Source organism: Mesorhizobium erdmanii USDA 3471, assembly GCF_000472705.1.
Taxonomy (GTDB): Bacteria; Pseudomonadota; Alphaproteobacteria; order Rhizobiales; family Rhizobiaceae; genus Mesorhizobium; species Mesorhizobium erdmanii.
Window position 1 is genome coordinate 1 of sequence record NZ_AXAE01000045.1, and the last position, 18338, is coordinate 18338.

An 18338-nucleotide genomic window follows, 5' to 3' on the forward strand; every position below is an offset into this window, starting at 1 on the left:
GCCGATCGTGCAAACCTTCCGGACCAAACTCCCGATAACGCCCTAGCCATTTGTAGCCGCTCTTGCGCGAGATGCCGTAGGCCGCACACAGCTGCGTCATCGTCTCCTCGCCAGAAAGGCAGTCCACAACAAACCGGAGCCGCTCATCCATGATGCCAGTCTCTCGCCAAACCATCGCCGGTCCTCCCGGCGGACAAGAAAACTGTCACCCATCTAATCAGTCCATTCTGTTACCTATCTATCCGGTTCGGACAAACTCCCCTCTCCCCGTCACTATACGGGGAGAGGATGCCGGCAGGCGGTGAGGGGCGGCGCCAATGGTGGATGGATAAGGCACGAGGTTGGGCTTCAGCCCCTACGCAAGCCCGAGCGATTCAATCGCCGAAGCCGGCACTGCCCCTCACCCCCCTGCCGGGACCTTCTCCCAGTATAGTGACGGGGAGAAGGGACCAATTCCTGCCTACAGCTTGCCGTTGCGCTGCTGCACCATCATGAAGGTGTCGTAATTGTACTCGGCCACCTGCGCCCAGAGATAGTGCTCCTTGCGGAAGCCCTTGATCGATTCCCAGATCTTCTTGAAGGGCGCGTTGGTGGCTTCCATCTCGGCATAGACCTCGTTGGCCTTCTCGAAGCAGGCGGCCATGATGTCCTGGCTGAACGGGCGCAGCTTGGCGCCGCCGGCCACCAGCCGCTTCACCGCCGGCGGGTTCACATAGTCGTATTTCTGCAGCATGTCGGCGTCCGCGGCTTGAGCGGCGGTGCGCAGTAGCGACTTGTAAGCCGGCGTTAGTTCTTCGTATTTCGCCTTGTTGAAAAGCAGGTGGACGGTCGGGCCACCTTCCCACCAGCCGGGATAATAGTAGTAGGGTGCGATTTTGTAGAAACCGAGCTTCTCGTCGTCATAGGGGCCGACCCATTCGGCGGCGTCGATGGTGCCCTTTTCCAGGGCCGGATAGATGTCGCCGCCGGCGATCTGCTGCGGCACGACGCCGAGCTTCTGTATCACCTTGCCGGCAAAGCCGCCGATGCGCATCTTGAGGCCCGACAGGTCGGCGACCGTGTTGATTTCCTTGCGGAACCAGCCGCCCATCTGCACGCCGGTGTTGCCGCCCGGCAGACCGAAAAGGCCCTGTGTGGCGAGAAACTCGTTGAACAGATCGATGCCACCGCCATGGTAGTGCCAGGCATTCATGCCGCGCGCGTTGAGCGAGAAGGGAACCGACGCACCGAGTGCCCATGTCGGGTCCTTGCCCCAGTAATAATATGCCACCGTGTGACAGGCTTCGACCGTGCCGGCCGTGGTGGCGTCGGCGGCCTGGAGGCCGGGCACGAGTTCGCCGGCGGCGAAGACCTGGATCTGGAAATTGCCGTCGGTGGCTTCCGACAGCATCTTGGAGAACACTTCGGCGCCGCCATAGATGGTGTCGAGCGATTTCGGAAAGGACGACGCCAGCCGCCATGTCACCTTGGGATTGGACTGGGCTATTGCCGGCGCGGCAAACGTGGCCGCCGCAGCGGCCGCGCCGACGCCGGTCACGCCGGCCTTGCGAATGAATGCACGACGATCCATGAAGTTCCTCCCTTTTGGATCAACAGACCGACGTCCGGGACATCCTCGGCTCCCGCATCGGTTGACCGAAACAATACACGGGCGAGACGTCTAGTCCAGCACGGCGACCGGATTTGGCGGCAAAGCCCCGCAGCCCTGCAACTATAGTCTAACGAGGGATTTCGTGGCCTATGCGACACGCGTAAACTTGGCATGGAAAAATGCCAGGAGATCGCTTATTTTGCGGGCAACATAGCTGCGTCCAGATGGAAACCCGACCCAAAATGCATCAGCCGCTCGTCGCCATATCGACCGACGTCCGTCAGTTCGACAACTACACTTGGCATGCCGCCCCGCAGCAATATCTGGAAGCGGCCGTTGCCGGTGCCGGCGTTTTCCCTCTGCTGGTGCCCTCGTTCGGCGACAGGCTCGACTTCGACGAACTTCTGTCCTCGGTCGACGGTGTCATGGTCACCGGCTCGAAATCCAACGTGCACCCCTCGCTCTACGGTGGTGATGCCAGCGAAGCCAACGGCCCCTACGACCCGGCCCGTGACGCCACGACGCTGCCGTTGATCCGTCGGGCGATCGAGCGTGGAGTGCCGCTGCTCGCCATCTGCCGCGGTATCCAGGAGTTGAACGTGGCGCTCGGCGGTACGCTGGGCACCGAGATCCATGAGCGCGAGGGTTCGCTCGACCACCGCGCGCCGGTGAGCGACAAGCAGGAAGAGCGCTTCGCCATCCATCAGACCATTTCGATCAAGCCGGGCAGTTGCCTCGCCGGCGTGTTCGGGGCCGGCGACATCAAGGTCAACTCCTTGCATCGCCAGGCGATCGACCGGCTGGGGTCGAGGCTCGAGATCGAGGCCGTCGCCACTGACGGCACGGTCGAAGCAGTCTCGGTCAAGGGAGCCCGCGCTTTCGCCATCGGCGTCCAGTGGCATCCCGAATACTGGGTCAACTCGGACAGCAATTCGGCCAAGATTTTTCGCGCCTTCGGCGACGCGGTACGCCTTCACGCAGCGGCGAAGGCCGGCTCGCGGGCCGCGGCGGAGTAATCAGTCGTCGGTCTTTCGGTCGCTCGCCAGTGCCAGCAAGGGTGTAGCTGGGGCGTAGGACTCGTAGCCGTCTCCGTCGGCAACGCTGAAGGTGACGATCGGATCGATGCCGTTGGCGCTGAAGGCGACCGTGCCGTCGTTCTGTTCGCGCCAGAATTTCGCCCGCTCTATGCCCGGCAAGAGCCGACGGCAATTCGGCGCCACCGTCAACAGCGACAAGCCGTCCGAAACAAAGGCGCCTCGTGAGACCGCGCATGTTGCCTCGCCGCCATTGGCTGCCATCCTGTAGATGTTGGACGGCGTGGCCCCTTCGGCGGCGCTTTCATCACCGCCGTCATGAAACAGCTGAACGCCGCCAAACAGGACGGCGGCCCCGATCAATGCGGAAAGACTCCTCATCCTGATCGTTACCCCTGCACGCAGTCAGGATAAAGGATGATTCCAAGGAGTTAAGCCGACGTTAATAAATATGGCGAAGCCGGGCACTCAGCCGCGCGCTTTCACATGCGCCGTCTCCGGAACCGGAGTCAGCGGCCGGCGCTCGGTGAACCAGGACACCAGATTGTCGACGCACAGATCGGCCATGGCGCGGCGTGTGTGCTCGGAGGCCGAGCCGACATGCGGCAGCAGCGAGGTGTTGGGCGCATCGAGCAGGGCCTTGGGCACGTTCGGTTCGTCGGCGAAAACGTCGAGCCCGGCGGCGGCGATGGTGCCGTCGGCAAGGGCCGCCGCAAGGGCCGTCTCGTCGACCGTGCTGCCGCGGCCGATATTGACGAAGACCCCGTTGGCGCCGAGCGCCGACAGGATTTCTGTATTGACCGCCTTCTGCGTCGACGCGCCGCCAGGCGCCACCGAAATCAGCGTATCGACCGCTTCGGCGAGGCCCTTCAGCGTCGGATGGTACTGATAGGAAAGGCCCTCGACGCGGCGCCGGTTGTGATAGGCGACCGGCAGGCCGAACGCTTCCAGCCGGCGGGCAATGGCCTGCCCGATGCGCCCCATGCCGAAAATGCCAACGCGGCGCGCACGCAAGGTCAGCCGGCTCAACGGATAGTTGCCCTTGCGTGCCCAGCTGCCGTCGCGCAGCCAGGTTTCGGCGCGCGGCAGGTCGCGGATCGTGTTGATAAGCAGCCCGATCGCGGTGTCGGCGACCTCCTCGGTCAGGACGTCGGGCGTGTTGGTGACCATGATATTCTTCGCCGCGGCATGGGCCACATCGACCGAGTCATAGCCGACACCGAAGGAGGCGATCAGTTCGAGATTGGGCAAGGCATCCATCATCGGCGCGCTGATGCCGGCAAAGGACGCGATGCCACGTACGTTGCTCCGCATCTCCTGCGTGACCAGAGTCGGATCGGCGCGCTCGATCCTGACCTGGTTGAAGGTACGATCGATACGCCTGACGGCAGGGTCGCTGAAGTCGGCCGGCACCAGGATGGTGACGGCTTGCAGTTGGTCGGCCTTGGTCATGCCCGCTCCACCGGCTTGCCGGTCGACTGGCGCACATGCAGTTCCGGCTTGATCAATTCCTGCGAGGGCCGCACGGTCTGCCCGTTGAGCTTGTCGAGCAGCGCCCTGGCGGCACGGCGGCCAACCTCACGCTGGCCGTTCCAGACGGTGGTCAGCGCCGGCGTGGCGATCGCCGCCTCCTCGAGATCGTCATAGCCGGTGACGGAGATGTCGATGCCCGGCATCAACCCGGCGCGTGCAATGCCGTTCATCAGGCCGATGGCGACGAGATCATTCCAGCAGCAGGCGGCGGTCGGCTTGTCCTTCAGCGCCAGGAACTGACCGGCGGCCTCGAAGCCGGCCTGCTTGGTACGCGGGCCAGCGATGCGCCAAGACGGCCTGACCTCGAGGCCAGCCGCATCCATGGCGTTGACATAGCCCTGGTAGCGGTCGCGGCCAGTCGAGGTCTGGTCGGTGCCGCCGATCATGGCGATGCGCTTGTGGCCGAGCGAGATCAGATGGTTGGTGGCAAGCCCGGTGCCATAGGAATCGTCGCCGCGAAACACCGGCACGTCGGCGCCCTCGACGGTGCGCGCGATCAGCACCGCAGGCAAGCCATTCTCCTCGGCCATCAAGATGTCGGCAGCCGGGGTGCCGATGGCCGGCGACATGATGACGCCGTCGGCGCCGAGCTGCAGCAACGTATCGATGAAGGTCCGCTGCTTTTCGAGCTGGTCGTAGTGATTGGACAGGATGAAGGTCTGCCGGCTGCGGTCGAGTTCGCTCTCGATCGAACGCAGGATTTCGGCGAAGAACGGATTCATGATGTCGTGCACCACGACACCGACAATGCCCGAGCGCGAGGTGCGCAGGCTGGCGGCGCGGCGGTTGTAGATATAGCCGATGGCGCGCGCATGTTCCTTGATGCGGTCGCGCGTCGAGGCCGCAACCAGCGGGCTGTCGCGCAGCGCCAGCGACACGGTGGCCGTGGACACGCCGAGTGCATCGGCGATCGTCGAAAGCTTGATTTTTTGTGCCAGCGCCTTGCGCCCCCCGAACGACCTGAATTCCGACCTAAACTGTTTAAAGGCGGCGTTATGCCACTGATCGGGGGCAAATCAAAGTTTTTTTGCCAGCGCCTCGGCCTCGACATCGGAGGCGGCGCGGCTCTGCAGCCGAAGCCGATGCTCGCGGTGGACGATGTAGAGGCCGCTGGCCACGATGATCGCGGCACCGACCAGCGTCCAGCGATCGGGAAACTGCTTGAAGACGATCCAGCCGGAGATGATCATCCACACCATCTGGGAATAGGGATAGGGCGCGAGCGCCGTGGTCGTCGCCAGCCGATAGGCCTGCACTAGCAGCCAGTGCCCGACGCCGCCGAACACGCCAAGCATGAGCAGGACGAACCAGTGCCAGCCATCATGCGGCAGCGAGAATGAAAACGGCAACATGGGTAAAAGCAGCACCGCAGGCGCCAGCGCCGCGAACAGGATCAGGCTTTCCGACGTCTCGGTCGCCGACATGCGGCGCGTCATGATGACATAGAAGCTGTTCGACAGCATCGAGCCGAGCGCGAAGAGATGGCCGATGCCGAAAACGCCGACACCCGGTCTGGTGATGATCAGAACCCCGGCGAAGGCGGCTAGGATGGCCAGCCAACGCCTCCAGCCGGCCCATTCGCCAAGCAACGGGCCGGCAAGCGCGGTGATCACCATCGGCCCGAAGAAATAGATCGACGTCGTCTCGGCCAGCTGCAGCGAGCGCAGCGCAAGGATGTTGCACATGGTCGAGCCGAACAGGAACACGCCGCGCAGCACATGCGCCGGCAGGTTGACCGGGCGAAACCGCATGGGTTGGCGCCAGCCGCGCAAAAGCGTGCCGACCAGCACGACATGCACGGCAAAGCGCACCCAGGCGACGATCAGCACCGAAACGCCGGCAAGGACGAGATATTTGCTCGAGGTGTCAAGGAAGGTGAAGAAGACATAGGTGGTGAGCATGCACAGGATCGCCACCGGCGGCGTCGCGCTTTCGACATATTTTTTGGAAGCAGTCACTTGCAGGCCGGGGAAAAGCTGGACTAGAGCCCACCTGTGCGGGAATTGTCGCGTGCCGGCAAGTCAATTGTCGCCCGCCGCCCCGCCTGAACTTGCTGGCACAACAACACCTGTCAAGCTTAGTCCAGATCTCCCCCACTAGGCATGCATGCGGGCACCCTTGGTGATCTTGTCGACGACCTTCTTCTCCGCGCGCAACGCGATGCCGACCACCTTGGCGTCTTCAGGCGCGAACTCGGAGAAGACGGCGCGGTTGGCGGCGTCAAAGCCGGTGGAAAACATCTCCTCGACATAGAGCGAGGCCGTCACGCCGCGCTCCAGCGCGCGCTGGTGGATCGTGGCGAGCGTCGCCTGATCGGCCGAGAGCACGATGACGGGCTGGATCGAGAGCGGGTTGTAGAGATTGCCTGAGCGGTCGCGATAGGGTTCGCCGATGATGTCGGGAAACTGCGCGACGATGCCGCTGGTCAGGAAGGCGGTGACGTTGAGTTTCTGCCAGACGGGCAGGTCCTCCCGCAGGACGATTGCAAATTTCGTATCGAACATGAGAAAATAGACCATTCGTTATTGCGCCCCGATTGCGAGGCTGAAGGAGCAGATGCCGTTCGAACTAGACCGCCAGGCCTTCGAGGGTCTTGGACGTTTGTGCACTGAGGCGGCGGAAGACTGCATCATCTCCGCTCCCGACCCTGCAGGCATGGAGCGAATCGAAGCAAGGTTCCACGGCTCCGCCTTCGATCTGCACCGCCACGACACCTACGCGATCGGGGTGACCCTGCAGGGTGTGCAGACCTTTCGCTATCGTGGCGCGACGCGGCTGAGCCTGCCCGGCCAGATCATCGTGCTGCATCCCGACGAATTGCATGATGGCGGCGCCGGCACCGAGGACGGTCTGCGCTACAGGATGCTCTATCTCGAACCGTCGCTGATGCTGGACTGCCTTGGCGGCTTGTCGCTGCCCTTCGTCAGGAACGCCGTGGTGAGGGACGAGGCCTTCCGCGCAACGCTGCTTTCGGCGCTGGGGCCGCTACAGCAGGAGCTCGACGAGCTGTTCGTCGACGATTTTCTCACGCAACTGATGCAGGGCCTGGCGCGCCATGCCGGCCAGCCGGCAAAGCCGATGGCGAGGACGGCGTGGCGGGCGGCAGTGCTGGCGCGCGATTATCTGACCGAGAATGCAGCGCGCCCCGTGCGTTCCGGCGAGTTGGAAGCCATCACCGGGCTCGACCGTTATGCCCTGTCGAGGCATTTCCGCGCCGCTTTCTCGACCAGTCCGCATCGTTTCCTGGTGATGCGCCGGCTTCAGGGCGCGCGGCGGATGATCGCCGCCGGCGAGCCTTTGGCGCAGATCGCGGTCGAGGCCGGCTTCACCGACCAGAGCCACTTCAACAGGCAATTCAAGAAAGCTTTCGGCATGACACCAGGACGTTGGTCGTCGCTGACCCGGGACTCTGGCCTGGCAGCGGCCTGATCGTTGCGATCAGTCGTCCGACTCGGCGTCGTCGTCGATCAGCACCAGTTCCTCGTTGGAGAGGTTGGCCTCGATGCGGGCCAGCAGCTTGAACAGCGCCTTCTGGTCTTTCTTGTCGAGGCCCTTCAGCGCCTGCTTTTCGGTCTTCTTCACCGACTTTTCGATGGCGCGGATGGTCTCGCGGCCGCTCTCGGTGAGGAAGATATGCGCCTGGCGGGCATCGGCCTCGGAGGCGCGCTTCTCCAGGAAACCCTGCGCCTGCAGCCGGTTGATGGTCTTGGTGATGGTCGGCGGCCGCACGCCGAGGCGACCGGCAAGATTGCCCGGCGTCTGGCCGTCCTCGCGGTCGAGCGCCAGCATGATCTGGTCCTGGCCGGCATAGAAGCCGTGCGCCAGCAGCCGGGCGGCGAGCGCGGTTCTTGCCAGCCTTGCCGCCGAATGCAGCCGGCTCATTGTCGCAGTCTTGTCCGCCTTGGCCATGGTCATCCCTCTTCGGCCATACCGGTAGCGGCAGCATAGACGCAGCCGGCCCGTTGGCAATCGACGATCGAAAAGTTTCCGGCACTTGAAACAGCTTTGCCGGCAAGCTTTGCGTTACCCGCCGTGGCTAATGCCAGATGTTTATTTCAGTTAGATGACAAACGAGTTTTCGAAAGCAGCGTATTCGCAGCCGCCGCATCGCAGGCAGGCCGCAGCGATCGGCAACCCGCCCCTGGACCATCCTGCCGCCGGCGCCGCGCGGCCATTGAACCCGGTACAATCCCGATCGCCGCTTTGGCCCATTGGTTTGCCCCGTGCAAAAGCCCCGCGCACATCCTATATGGATCCGACAATCCCTTTTTCGTGGCCTGGATTCAGGGCCCCAGTCATTTCGAGGCAAGCCATGAGCGACGCACAGACGCAGATCCCCGTAACCGTTCTCACCGGCTATCTCGGCGCCGGCAAGACGACGCTGCTCAACCGCATCCTGTCGGAGAACCATGGCAGGCGCTATGCGGTCATCGTCAACGAATTCGGCGAAATCGGCATCGACAACGACCTGATCGTGGAATCCGACGAGGAGATCTACGAGATGAACAATGGCTGCGTCTGCTGCACGGTGCGCGGCGACCTGATCCGCGTCGTCGAGGGCCTGATGCGCCGGCCCGGCCGCTTCGACGCCATCGTTGTCGAAACCACCGGTCTCGCCGATCCGGTGCCGGTGGCGCAGACCTTCTTCATGGACGACGACGTGCGCTCCAAGACCAAGCTCGACGCGGTGGTGGCACTGGTCGACGCCAAGCATCTGCCGCTCAGGCTCAAGGATTCCAAGGAAGCCGAGGACCAGATCGCCTTCGCCGACGTCGTCGTGCTGAACAAGACCGACCTGGTCACCTCGGAAGAACTAGCCAAGGTCGAGGCGACGATCCGCGCCATCAATCCGGCGGCAAGGATCCACCGCACGACGCGTGCCGGCGTCGCCCTCTCGGAAGTGCTCGACCGCGGCGCCTTCGATCTGTCGCGGGCGTTGGAAAACGATCCGCATTTCCTCGAGGCCCATGATCACGATCATCACGACCATGGAGGTCACGATCACCACCATCATGACCATGACGGGCATGATCATCACCACCACGACCATCCCTCGGACATCCATGACGTGACGGTGCAGTCGGTATCGCTGCGCGGCGGCGAGATGGACCCGAAGAAATTCTTTCCCTGGATCGAGAAAATCACCCAGATGGAAGGGCCGAACATCCTGCGCCTGAAGGGCATCATCGCGCTCAAGGGCGACGATGAGCGCTATGTCATCCAGGGCGTGCACATGATCATCGAGGGCGACCATCAGCGCGCCTGGAAAGACGGCGAGAAGCATGAGAGCCGGCTGGTGTTCATCGGCCGCGAGCTGGACGCCGAGCGGCTGAAGAAGAGTTTCGACGCCTGCCAGGTGGCTTGATTTCCGTACTTTATGGCGCTAGCGCTGCCCGTTCTTCCTTCTCTCCCTTGTAGGAGAAGGTTGGCGCTACACTTGGTCGCGCCGGCGCCTTCCCGGGTTGGCGACAGATTTCATTGGAATGGTTCTGATGCCAACAGTTGCCCCTCTCGACCTCGAAGGCCATTGCGTCGCCGCCGTCTTTCTGGGCGACGTGCCGCATTTCGCGCTGGCCGACGGTGCCATCCATCGGCTCGACAACGGCCACAAGACGGTGCAGGCCAATGATGGGCTGCTCGCCGCCTTCCATGATGCGGCCAACGACCGGCTGATCACCGGCGGCGAGGACGGCAAGGTTTTTGCCGTGACGTCTGGCGGCGCGGTACAAGACCTGGCCAGCGCCGGGAAAAAGTGGATCACCAGCGTTGCCGCCGGGCCGCAAGGCGCCATCGCCTATGCCACGGGCAAGACCGCTTTCGTGCGTTTCGCCGATGGCAAGACCAGGGAATTTGCCCATCCACGCTCCGTCGAAGGGCTGGCGTTTTCGCCCAAGGGCATGCGCTTCGGCGTTGCACGCTACAATGGCGCGACGCTGCATTTCCCGGCCGCCGAGGGCAAGCCGGTGGAGCTCGAATGGGCCGGCGCACATACCGGTATCACCTTCTCGCCGGACGGCGCCTTCCTGGTCACATCAATGCAGGAGAATGCGTTGCATGGCTGGAAGCTCGCCGACGGCAAGCACATGCGCATGACCGGCTATCCCGGGAAGGTCAAAAGCCTGTCGTGGAGCGTCAAGGGCAAATGGCTGGCGAGTTCCGGCGCGCCGGCGGCTATCGTCTGGCCGTTCTCAGGCAAGGACGGTCCGATGGGCAAGGCGCCGCTGGAGCTCGGTACGCGCGGCAATTCGATGGTGACCTCGGTCGCCTGCCATCCAAGCCAGGATGTCGTCGCGATCGGCTATGAGGACGGCATGGTGATCGCCGCGCGCTTCGCCGACGCCAAGGAAGTGCTTTTGCGCCGGCAAGGGAAGGGCGCGATCACCTCGATGATGTGGGACAAGGAAGAACGTCGTATCGCCTTCGGCAGTGCCGCAGGCGACTGCGGCGTCATCGACATCACGGCCTGAAACCCCGCGCCATCGGGCTCAAGCCCGACACCATGCTTGCGCGCCGCCCTTCCTGAGCGCATCCTCTTTCCGTTGGACAAGCTTCCGATGGGAGGACACCTTGCCAAGCACGGTTACGCTTCATGCCTGGGCGACGCCGGCATTTGTCGGCGGCTCGCCGGTCGACCATACCTGGGTCACCACCTACGACAACCAGCGACATCACTATGCCAATGCAGCCGCTGTCGCCGCCGCCGGCAAGGACTACTGGTTCTGCTGGGGTAGCTATCATCCAACCGGTGGAACGCCCGGCAATTCGACGGGAACTCTCGGCAACCAGTCCGGGCATCTGGCGCTGGCACGATGCCTGGTCCAGTCGAATGCGGATTCCGCGACAGTTCCCGCCGCCCAGGGAACCATACTGATTTACGGCATCGATGGCGTCTGCCACCAGCTTGCCAATCAGGTGCTCTACGCGACCACGGGGACGCGGCTGACGGTGAAGAATGCGCGTGGTTACGGGGCGAGCAGCTTCCTATATGGAACCTATGGGCTGCGGCACGCGGCATGGGCCAGCAAGATTCAGCATTGCCTGGGAACGAGTGCCCTGGCGGCTGGTGGAGCGGGCGGAGTGACCAAGATGCAAGGATTGCCCGACGATTTCGAGGAGCATGCACGATCGGTGCTCGGCGACGAGGAACCGGAACTGCTGGCCAAGCTCCTGTCGCTGAAGGGCGAGGTGCAGAATTTCACCGCACAGCGAATTCCAGGCTTTGTGCCGCCAAGCCCGGAAACGATCAATGCGCGCAACCAGCATTTGATCGATCAGGCGGCCTTGCTGCTTGGCCCCAAGCACTTTGAACGGGTGTTCGGCTTTCCGCCCGGCGAAAAGATCAATCTCGTCGATCCGGCCGCGACCTCCCGGAAATAACGCGCCGCCGCTGTCATAGCGTGTTTGCGCGCTGCCGCATCCGATCGATCTACTCGGCGCCGCTGGATACTGCCCCGCTCAGATCGGCGGTCTTGCCGTCACCGTCCTTGTCGGCCGCGCCGTCATAGACGGCAAGCTTGTAGTCTCCGTCATAGACGCTCTCGTCGCTGGCCCTGGTCAGGATCGTCAACTCGACCGAGCTGAACCTCTTGGCCACCCTCCTGTTCGTGGTAGATGTTCAGCCGCAATTCCTTGGCGTCGAGCCAATACTGGGTAAGGTTGGAATTCTCGAATGTCGTCTTTCGCAGTTGGTCATCAGCCAGCCTCGCCTTGATTTCGACGTCGCCGCGAAAATTGAAGGTCGGGCTGCCAAGGCCGGTGGTGACGCCGGCATCGACCTGGAATTTCACCGCCGCGTCATCGACGGAGCACCAGATGCCACCGGTTGCGTGGGCCGTGCTGGCCGACAGGAACAGCATCGTCACGCAGATAATCGTCCGCATCTTGTCCCCGCCTCGCCATGGCCGACAAGCATTGGCGCTGACTTCGCGGAGAGCGTCAAGCGTCGGTCCTGGCGGCTGAGCCAATGCAGGACAGATGCGGGGCCATTGCGATCGCGGAGGCTCCTTGGTTAAGAGGAACCCATCAGAGGGATTTCCATGCACAGCAGCGACGGTTCAAAGACATCCATCGGCGGCATCGGCCGTGACCGCATCGCGCAATTGCGCGAGAGCGAAGGCGCGGCCTTCCGTGCGGCGCGGCCGCAATCGCAGGCCAAGGTCGGCAACGGCCTGCCCGGCTTCTTCGGCGGCGTGCCGATGCACTGGATGAACGACTGGCCGACGCCGTTTCCGATCCTGGTCGACAGCGCCAGGGGCGCCACCATCACCGACATCGACGGCAACAAGCTCGACGATTTCTGCCTCGGCGACACCGGTTCGATGTTCGGCCACTCGCCGCCGCCGGTGGCGCGCGCGATCCGCCGCCAAGCCGGGCGCGGCCTGACGTATATGCTGCCCTCGGAAGATGCGCTGGCGATAGGGCCGCTGCTGCAGCAGCGTTTCGGCCTGCCGTTCTGGCAGATCGCGACGACGGCGACCGACGCCAACCGCTTTGCATTGCGCGTTGCCCGCGCCGTCACCGGGCGGGAAAAGATCCTGGTCTTCAACGGCTGCTACCACGGCTCGGTCGACGAGACGATGGTCCGGCTGATCGACGGCAAGCCCGTCAACCGGCCGGGGCTGGCGGGCGAATCCCGCGACCTGACCCGCACGGCAAAGGTGATCGAGTTCAATGACGTGGCGGCGTTGGAGGCTGCGCTCAAGGACAGGGATGTGGCCTGTGTCATCGCCGAGCCGGTGCTGACCAATTCCTGCATGGTGCTGGCCGATCCGGGCTTCCATGATGCGCTGCGCAGACTGACCCGCGAAACCGGCACGCTGCTTTTGATCGACGAGACGCATACCATCTCGACCGGCCCCGGCGGCTACACCGGAAAATATGGGCTGGAGCCGGACTTGTTCGTGCTGGGCAAGCCCATCGCCGGCGGCGTGCCGGCAAGCGTTTGGGGCATGAGCGACGAGGTCGCCTCGCGTTACGCCGACTACAACAGGACCAAGGAACCCGGCTATTCCGGCATGGGCACGACGCTGTCGGCCAACCCGCTGCAGTTCGCCACGATGCGCGCCACGTTGGAAGAGGTGATGACGCCGGAGAATTATGACCGCATGGACCATCTGGCACGGCGTCTGGATGCCGGGCTGACCGGGGTGATCGACCGCTATCGCCTGCCCTGGCACGTCGCCCGCGTCGGTGCCCGGGTCGAATTCATCTGCGCACCCGGCCCGCTGCGCAATGGTGCGGAGGCTGAAGGCGCGCATGCGCCGGAACTGGAGGCCGCCATCCATGTCGCGCTGGTCAATCGCGGCGTGCTGATCGCGCCCTTCCACAACATGATGCTGATTTCGCCGGCAACCACGGGCGCCCAGGTCAACCGGCTGATCACCGCCTTCGCCGCGGTTGCGGCAAAGCTTGCGGCATGAGACAAGCGGCCATGGACAATGCCATCGTGACCTCACCGTCGGGGTCTTCACCCACCGAGGCGCAAGCCTTTCTCGACGCCCATCCCGAGATCGAAGCTTTCGATATCGTGCTGACCGACGCCAACGGTGTCGGCCGTGGCAAGATCGTACGCCGGCATGAGCTGAAAAGCATTTTCGAGGGTGGCCGGCACATGCCGATCTCAATCCTCGGCCTCGACATCACCGGCGAGGACGTACACGAGACCGGACTGATCTGGACAACCGGCGACGGCGATCTCAGGGCTTGGCCGATTCCCGGCACGCTGGTGCCGCTCTACGGCACCAGCCCGCCGCGCGGCCAAGTGCTAATGGCGATGTACCATCTCGACGGCCAGCCCATGTCGTCGGACCCACGGCTGGCGCTGGCCCGGCAGGTCGATATCCTCGCGGCCAAGGGCCTTTATCCGGCCGGTGCCTTCGAACTGGAGTTCTTTCTCCTTGCCAACGAGCGCGATGCCGACGGCAAGGTGCAGCCGGCGCGTGCCGTGCTCGACGGCCGCGTCTCCGGCAAGACGGAAGTCTACTCGGTCGACCATTTGCACGGCATGGAGCCGTTGTTCTCCGACATCTATGCGGCGGCCAAGGCGCAAGGCATTCCGGCCGAAACGGTGATTTCAGAATATGCGCCGGGCCAGTACGAACTGACGCTGAACTACCGTAAGGATGTGATGCGGGCGGCCGACGACCTCGTCATGCTGAAGCGGCTGGTGCGGGCGCAGGCGCGCCGCCATGGCGTCACCGCCTGCTTCATGGCCAAGCCGATCGAGAAATATGCCGGCTCAGGCATGCATTTCCACGTCTCGCTGCAGGACAAGACCGGCCGAAACGTCTTTGCCGAGGCGGGCGGCGAAAGCTGGTCGCTGCCCTTGCTGCAAGGGCTCGGCGGGCTCATCCAGACGATGGCGGAATCGATGCTGGTGTTTGCCCCGCACGCCAATTCCTGGCGGCGCTTCGTTTCGCAATCCTATGCGCCGGTGGCGCCGACCTGGGGCGTCAACAACCGCTCGGTGGCCCTGCGCGTGCCGGCGGGCGACGCGAAAAACCGGCGCATCGAACACCGGCCGTCCGGCGTCGATGCCAATCCCTATCTGATCGCCGCAACGGTGCTTGCGGGCATCATCAAAGGTCTCGATGAAGGGCTCGATCCCGGCCCCGAGACAACCGGCAATGGCTATGAAGCAGCCGTCACCCGCACGACGATGCCGGCGGATTGGCGCGCCGCCATCGAGGCGGCCAGGGCGTCCAGCTTCCTGAAGGGCGCGCTCGGCGAGGATTTGCACCGCACCTTCGTGGCGATCAAGCAGTCCGAATATCTGCGCGTGGCACGCACGGTCAGCGAACTGGATTATCATCTCTATCTGCATGAGGTTTGACGACCTAATGATCGGCGGCGATCACTTTTTCGCCGCCGATATCAAATGAGGTAGCGCGGCGGCTTCTCAGAACATATCATGAACGGATGAGCGCTCTCACCGTCCGTGAAAAGCTGGCGATCCTGTCCGACGCCGCCAAGTATGACGCCTCCTGCGCCTCGTCTGGGTCGGCGAAGAAGGATTCGCTGAAATCCGGTGGCATCGGTTCGACGGAAGGCATGGGCATCTGCCATTCCTATGCACCGGACGGGCGCTGCATTTCGCTGCTGAAAGTCCTGCTCACCAATTTCTGCATCTACGATTGCAGCTATTGCATCAACCGCTCGTCCTCAAATGTGCAGCGCGCCCGCTTCGGCATCGACGAGGTGGTGAAGCTGACCATGGATTTCTACCGTCGCAACTATATCGAGGGCCTCTTCCTGTCCTCGGGCGTCATCCGCTCACCAGACGAGACCATGGGCGAGATGGTCGAGGTGGCGCGGCGGCTGCGGCTGGAGGAAAAGTTCTCCGGCTACATCCATCTGAAAACCATTCCTGAAAGCTCTGCCGAACTGGTCGAGAAGGCCGGCCTCTATGCCGACCGACTGTCGATCAATGTCGAGCTCCCCACCGATGAGGGTGTCAAGAAACTGGCGCCGGAAAAGAAGCCGGAAACGATCCGCCTTTCGATGGCCCGGCTGCGCCGGAAGATGGAGGAAAAGGCCGAGCCGACGCTGCGAACCAAAAAGCGCGAACGCTTCGCGCCGGGTGGCCAGTCGACGCAGATGATCGTCGGCGCCGACAAGACCTCCGACGACCGCATATTGCACACCAGCGCCCGGCTCTATGGCAGCTATCATTTGCGGCGCGTCTATTATTCCGCCTTCAGCCCGATCCCGGATTCCTCGTCATCCCTGCCTCTGCAGAAGCCGCCATTGATGCGCGAACACCGGCTTTACCAGGCCGACTGGCTGATGCGGTTCTACGGCTTCTCGCAGCCGGAGATCCTAGCCGGCAGCAGCGACGGCATGCTCGATCTCGCCATCGACCCGAAGCTCGCCTGGGCGCTGCGCAACCGGGGTCAATTTCCCGTCGACATCAACCGCGCCGACCGCGAGGCGCTGCTGCGCGTGCCTGGCCTCGGCACCAAGGTGGTGGCGAAAATCCTGGAGACCCGCCGCCATCGCCGGCTGCGGCTCGAGGACGTCGGCCGGATTTGCCAGTCGATCGCCAAGCTCAGGCCGTTCATCATCGCCGAAGGCTGGTCGCCCGGCGCGCTCACCGACAAGGCCGGCCTGCGCGACAAGATCGTCGCTCCTTGCGAACAACTGGCGCTGTTTTGACCATGCAGCCGGCAGAGCTCAACCTTGCCCGATACAATGTTTCGCTCGACAGCGAGACCGACTTTGCCGGCTGGCGCGACGCGGCACGGCGACTGGCCTTGAACGAGGTCAGGCCCGAGGATATCAGCTGGCATGTCGCATCCGACCCGGACCAGAGCCGGTCCGATTTGCCGGCCATACCTGCTGGTGCGCAGCTCGTGGTGCCGCGTGACTTCATCGAGCATGCCGAAACGGCCTTCTGTCATTCAGATCCCGCCCGCTTTGCTTTTCTCTACCGGCTTCTGTGGCGGTTGCGCACGGAGCCCAAGCTGCTGGCGATCGCGTCGGACCCCGACACGAGGCGGCTCGAGGCCATGGAAAAGGCGGTGCGGCGCGACAGCCACAAGATGCACGCCTTCGTGCGTTTCCGGAAGATCGGCGACGGCACCGACGAGCGTTATGTCGCCTGGTTCGAGCCAGACCATTTCATCGTCGAGCGCAATGCGGATTTCTTCGTCAGGCGCTTCACCGGCATGCGCTGGACGATTCTGACGCCTTACGCCTCCGCCGACTGGGATGGCGAAAGACTGGCGATCGGGCCGGGCGTGGCCAAGGGCGATGCGCCGGATCAGGACGACACCGAGGCGCTGTGGCGCACCTATTTCGAGAACATCTTCAACCCGGCGCGGCTGAAGGTGAAAGCCATGCAAAAGGAGATGCCGAAGAAATATTGGCGGAACCTTCCCGAGGCCTCGCTCATTCCAGGCTTGATCGCGGGAGCGGACAAGGCCGCCAAGGATATGATTGCGAAGATGCCGACAAAGCCGGCGCCGCACCACGCCAAGGTGCATGCGAAACATTGGCCGAAGCGTGAGCCGACACAGACGTCGGAAGATGACAACGCCGGCAGCATTTCGGAGTTGCGCGAGGCCGCGAAAGGCTGCCGCCGTTGCCCGCTTTGGCGCGATGCGACGCAGACCGTGTTTGGCGAAGGGCCGGACAATGCCAGGGTGATTTTCGTCGGCGAACAGCCCGGCGACCAGGAAGACCTCGCCGGCAAACCTTTCGTCGGCCCAGCCGGCAAGGTGTTCGACGCCATCCTCGATGACGCCGGTGTGGACCGTCAAAAGGTCTACGTTACCAACGCGGTCAAACACTTCAAATTCGAGCCGCGCGGCAAGCGCCGCATCCATTCCAAGCCGAATGCCGGCGAGGTCCAAGCTTGCCGCTGGTGGATTGACCGAGAATTCGAGCTGATCAAGCCTGAGCTTGCCGTGGCACTCGGTGCAACGGCAGCGTTGTCGCTGCTGGGCAAGGCCATCCCGGTGACGAAAATGCGCGGCCAGGTGATCGAGCGCGAAGATGGGTTGCGCGTGTTCATCACCATCCATCCCTCCTTCATCCTGCGCATCCATGAGCCGGCCGACAAGGAGGCCGAGCGGGAGCGGTTTTTAGCCGATATGAGAGAGGTTAAGCGGCTGATGGCGGTTTGAGGCTGATGGCGGATTCAGATTGTCAGAGCCTCGCGGACTTCGTCATCCACGGGCGAAGCAAGGAGCGAAGCGACGCAGCGCAGACCCGAGGATCCATGCCGGGACTCTTACGTGCCGCGACGGCGCAGAATTCTGCTCCGCTGCACTTCTTGGCCAAGGTCACGGAATGGCAACTGTGTTCAAGCGAAAGCTTTTTGATCTCGGATGATAGCGTTGAGGACGACGAGAAGCTTCCTGGCGACGGCGATGATGGCGAGTTTCTTGGAGCCGGATCGTGCAGCGATGGTGCTGTAGAACGCTTTGAACCGGTCACAGGCTCGAATGGCGCCGAGAGCTGCCATGTAGAGGGCGCGGCGCACACGCGATCGGCCACCCTGGATCTGGCTCCTGCGCCTGAGCTTGCCGCTCTTGTTGTCGAACGGGGCAAGGCCGACGAGTGCGGCGATCGACTTGGGTGAGCGCTGGCCGAGCTCGGGCAGGAGCGCCAGGAGCGAGAGCGCGGTGACCTTGGAGACCCCGGGCACGGAGACCATCAGAGCGTTGTCGCGGGCAGTG

20 protein-coding genes are annotated in these 18338 nt (G+C 63.4%); 9 read left to right on the forward strand and 11 right to left on the reverse strand.

Annotation, left to right across the window (positions count from 1 at the left end; genetic code table 11):
• On the reverse strand, window positions 1–175 hold a 175-nt coding region (locus tag A3AU_RS1000000140525), incomplete at its 3' end, for a helix-turn-helix domain-containing protein (protein WP_032918223.1).
• Window positions 176–460: 285 nt separating this feature from the next.
• Window positions 461–1570, reverse strand: a complete 1110-nt coding sequence (locus tag A3AU_RS0126925; protein ID WP_027055645.1) for a TRAP transporter substrate-binding protein — start codon at window positions 1568–1570, stop codon at window positions 461–463.
• A 263-nt stretch (window positions 1571–1833) separates the two neighbouring features.
• Here A3AU_RS0126925 and A3AU_RS0126930 point away from each other — a divergent pair, with 263 nt between their 5' ends.
• Window positions 1834–2607 carry a gamma-glutamyl-gamma-aminobutyrate hydrolase family protein gene (locus tag A3AU_RS0126930; RefSeq protein WP_027055646.1) on the forward strand — a complete coding sequence of 258 codons (774 nt, stop codon included), beginning with the start codon at window positions 1834–1836 and terminating at the stop codon, window positions 2605–2607.
• Here A3AU_RS0126930 and A3AU_RS0126935 read toward each other — a convergent pair whose 3' ends face one another.
• The 5 genes from A3AU_RS0126935 to A3AU_RS0126955 all read right to left on the reverse strand — a co-directional run bounded on the left by A3AU_RS0126935 (window position 2608) and on the right by A3AU_RS0126955 (window position 6662).
• Window positions 2608–3006 (reverse strand): hypothetical protein, encoded by a 399-nt coding sequence (locus tag A3AU_RS0126935; RefSeq protein WP_027055647.1) that lies wholly within the window; start codon window positions 3004–3006, stop codon window positions 2608–2610. It abuts the gene before it with no gap.
• Between the two features lie 87 nt (window positions 3007–3093).
• Complete coding sequence (locus A3AU_RS0126940) at window positions 3094–4077, reverse strand: 2-hydroxyacid dehydrogenase (RefSeq protein WP_027055648.1); 984 nt, start codon at window positions 4075–4077, stop codon at window positions 3094–3096.
• Window positions 4074–5096, reverse strand: coding sequence for a LacI family DNA-binding transcriptional regulator (locus tag A3AU_RS0126945; RefSeq protein WP_081294149.1), 1023 nt, complete (start codon window positions 5094–5096; stop codon window positions 4074–4076). The genes A3AU_RS0126940 and A3AU_RS0126945 overlap by 4 nt, the downstream gene beginning before the upstream one ends.
• A gap of 78 nt (window positions 5097–5174) precedes the next feature.
• Entirely contained in the window at window positions 5175–6059 is an 885-nt protein-coding gene (locus A3AU_RS0126950; protein WP_032918226.1) for a DMT family transporter, read from the reverse strand.
• Window positions 6060–6254: 195 nt separating this feature from the next.
• The gene (locus A3AU_RS0126955) at window positions 6255–6662 is read right to left on the reverse strand and encodes a DUF2000 family protein (protein WP_027055651.1); all 408 of its coding nucleotides are present in this window, start codon (window positions 6660–6662) and stop codon (window positions 6255–6257) included.
• A gap of 52 nt (window positions 6663–6714) precedes the next feature.
• Between A3AU_RS0126955 and A3AU_RS0126960 the strand changes: the two genes are divergently transcribed.
• Window positions 6715–7587, forward strand: a complete 873-nt coding sequence (locus A3AU_RS0126960) for an AraC family transcriptional regulator (RefSeq protein ID WP_027055652.1) — start codon at window positions 6715–6717, stop codon at window positions 7585–7587.
• Between the two features lie 9 nt (window positions 7588–7596).
• Here the strand turns inward: A3AU_RS0126960 and A3AU_RS0126965 are convergent, their stop codons facing one another.
• Window positions 7597–8067 carry a MarR family winged helix-turn-helix transcriptional regulator gene (locus A3AU_RS0126965; protein ID WP_027055653.1) on the reverse strand — a complete coding sequence of 157 codons (471 nt, stop codon included), beginning with the start codon at window positions 8065–8067 and terminating at the stop codon, window positions 7597–7599.
• A 403-nt stretch (window positions 8068–8470) separates the two neighbouring features.
• On the opposite strand from A3AU_RS0126965, the gene A3AU_RS0126975 reads away from it, so the two are divergent.
• The 3 genes from A3AU_RS0126975 to A3AU_RS0126985 all read left to right on the forward strand — a co-directional run bounded on the left by A3AU_RS0126975 (window position 8471) and on the right by A3AU_RS0126985 (window position 11535).
• The gene (locus A3AU_RS0126975) at window positions 8471–9523 is read left to right on the forward strand and encodes a CobW family GTP-binding protein (RefSeq protein WP_027055654.1); all 1053 of its coding nucleotides are present in this window, start codon (window positions 8471–8473) and stop codon (window positions 9521–9523) included.
• A gap of 127 nt (window positions 9524–9650) precedes the next feature.
• On the forward strand, window positions 9651–10625 hold the full coding sequence (locus A3AU_RS0126980) for a WD40 repeat domain-containing protein (protein ID WP_027055655.1): 975 nt from the start codon (window positions 9651–9653) through the stop codon (window positions 10623–10625).
• A gap of 100 nt (window positions 10626–10725) precedes the next feature.
• Window positions 10726–11535, forward strand: coding sequence for a hypothetical protein (locus A3AU_RS0126985; RefSeq protein WP_027055656.1), 810 nt, complete (start codon window positions 10726–10728; stop codon window positions 11533–11535).
• Between the two features lie 49 nt (window positions 11536–11584).
• On the opposite strand, the gene A3AU_RS1000000140530 is transcribed toward A3AU_RS0126985, so the two are convergent.
• Both A3AU_RS1000000140530 and A3AU_RS1000000136980 read right to left on the reverse strand, forming a co-directional pair.
• Window positions 11585–11725 carry a hypothetical protein gene (locus A3AU_RS1000000140530; RefSeq protein ID WP_245235583.1) on the reverse strand — a complete coding sequence of 47 codons (141 nt, stop codon included), beginning with the start codon at window positions 11723–11725 and terminating at the stop codon, window positions 11585–11587.
• The gene (locus tag A3AU_RS1000000136980) at window positions 11685–12038 is read right to left on the reverse strand and encodes a hypothetical protein (RefSeq protein WP_245235584.1); all 354 of its coding nucleotides are present in this window, start codon (window positions 12036–12038) and stop codon (window positions 11685–11687) included. Before A3AU_RS1000000136980 ends, A3AU_RS1000000140530 begins: the two co-directional genes overlap by 41 nt.
• Window positions 12039–12194: 156 nt before the next feature.
• Here A3AU_RS1000000136980 and A3AU_RS0126995 point away from each other — a divergent pair, with 156 nt between their 5' ends.
• The 4 genes from A3AU_RS0126995 (at window position 12195) to A3AU_RS0127010 (ending at window position 17783) form a co-directional block, all read left to right on the forward strand.
• Window positions 12195–13577: an aspartate aminotransferase family protein gene (locus A3AU_RS0126995; protein WP_027055657.1), complete on the forward strand. Its 1383-nt coding sequence runs from the start codon at window positions 12195–12197 to the stop codon at window positions 13575–13577.
• Window positions 13578–13588: 11 nt separating this feature from the next.
• Entirely contained in the window at window positions 13589–14989 is a 1401-nt protein-coding gene (locus tag A3AU_RS0127000; RefSeq protein ID WP_081709684.1) for a glutamine synthetase family protein, read from the forward strand.
• 86 nt (window positions 14990–15075) lie between these two features.
• A complete protein-coding gene (locus A3AU_RS0127005) occupies window positions 15076–16311 on the forward strand; it encodes a putative DNA modification/repair radical SAM protein (RefSeq protein ID WP_027055659.1) in 1236 nt (411 codons plus the stop codon).
• Window positions 16312–16313: 2 nt separating this feature from the next.
• Window positions 16314–17783, forward strand: a complete 1470-nt coding sequence (locus A3AU_RS0127010) for a UdgX family uracil-DNA binding protein (RefSeq protein WP_027055660.1) — start codon at window positions 16314–16316, stop codon at window positions 17781–17783.
• A 179-nt stretch (window positions 17784–17962) separates the two neighbouring features.
• On the opposite strand, the gene A3AU_RS0127015 is transcribed toward A3AU_RS0127010, so the two are convergent.
• Window positions 17963–18338, reverse strand: a 376-nt coding sequence (locus A3AU_RS0127015; RefSeq protein WP_027052776.1) for a transposase, incomplete at its 5' end; no start/stop codon positions are given.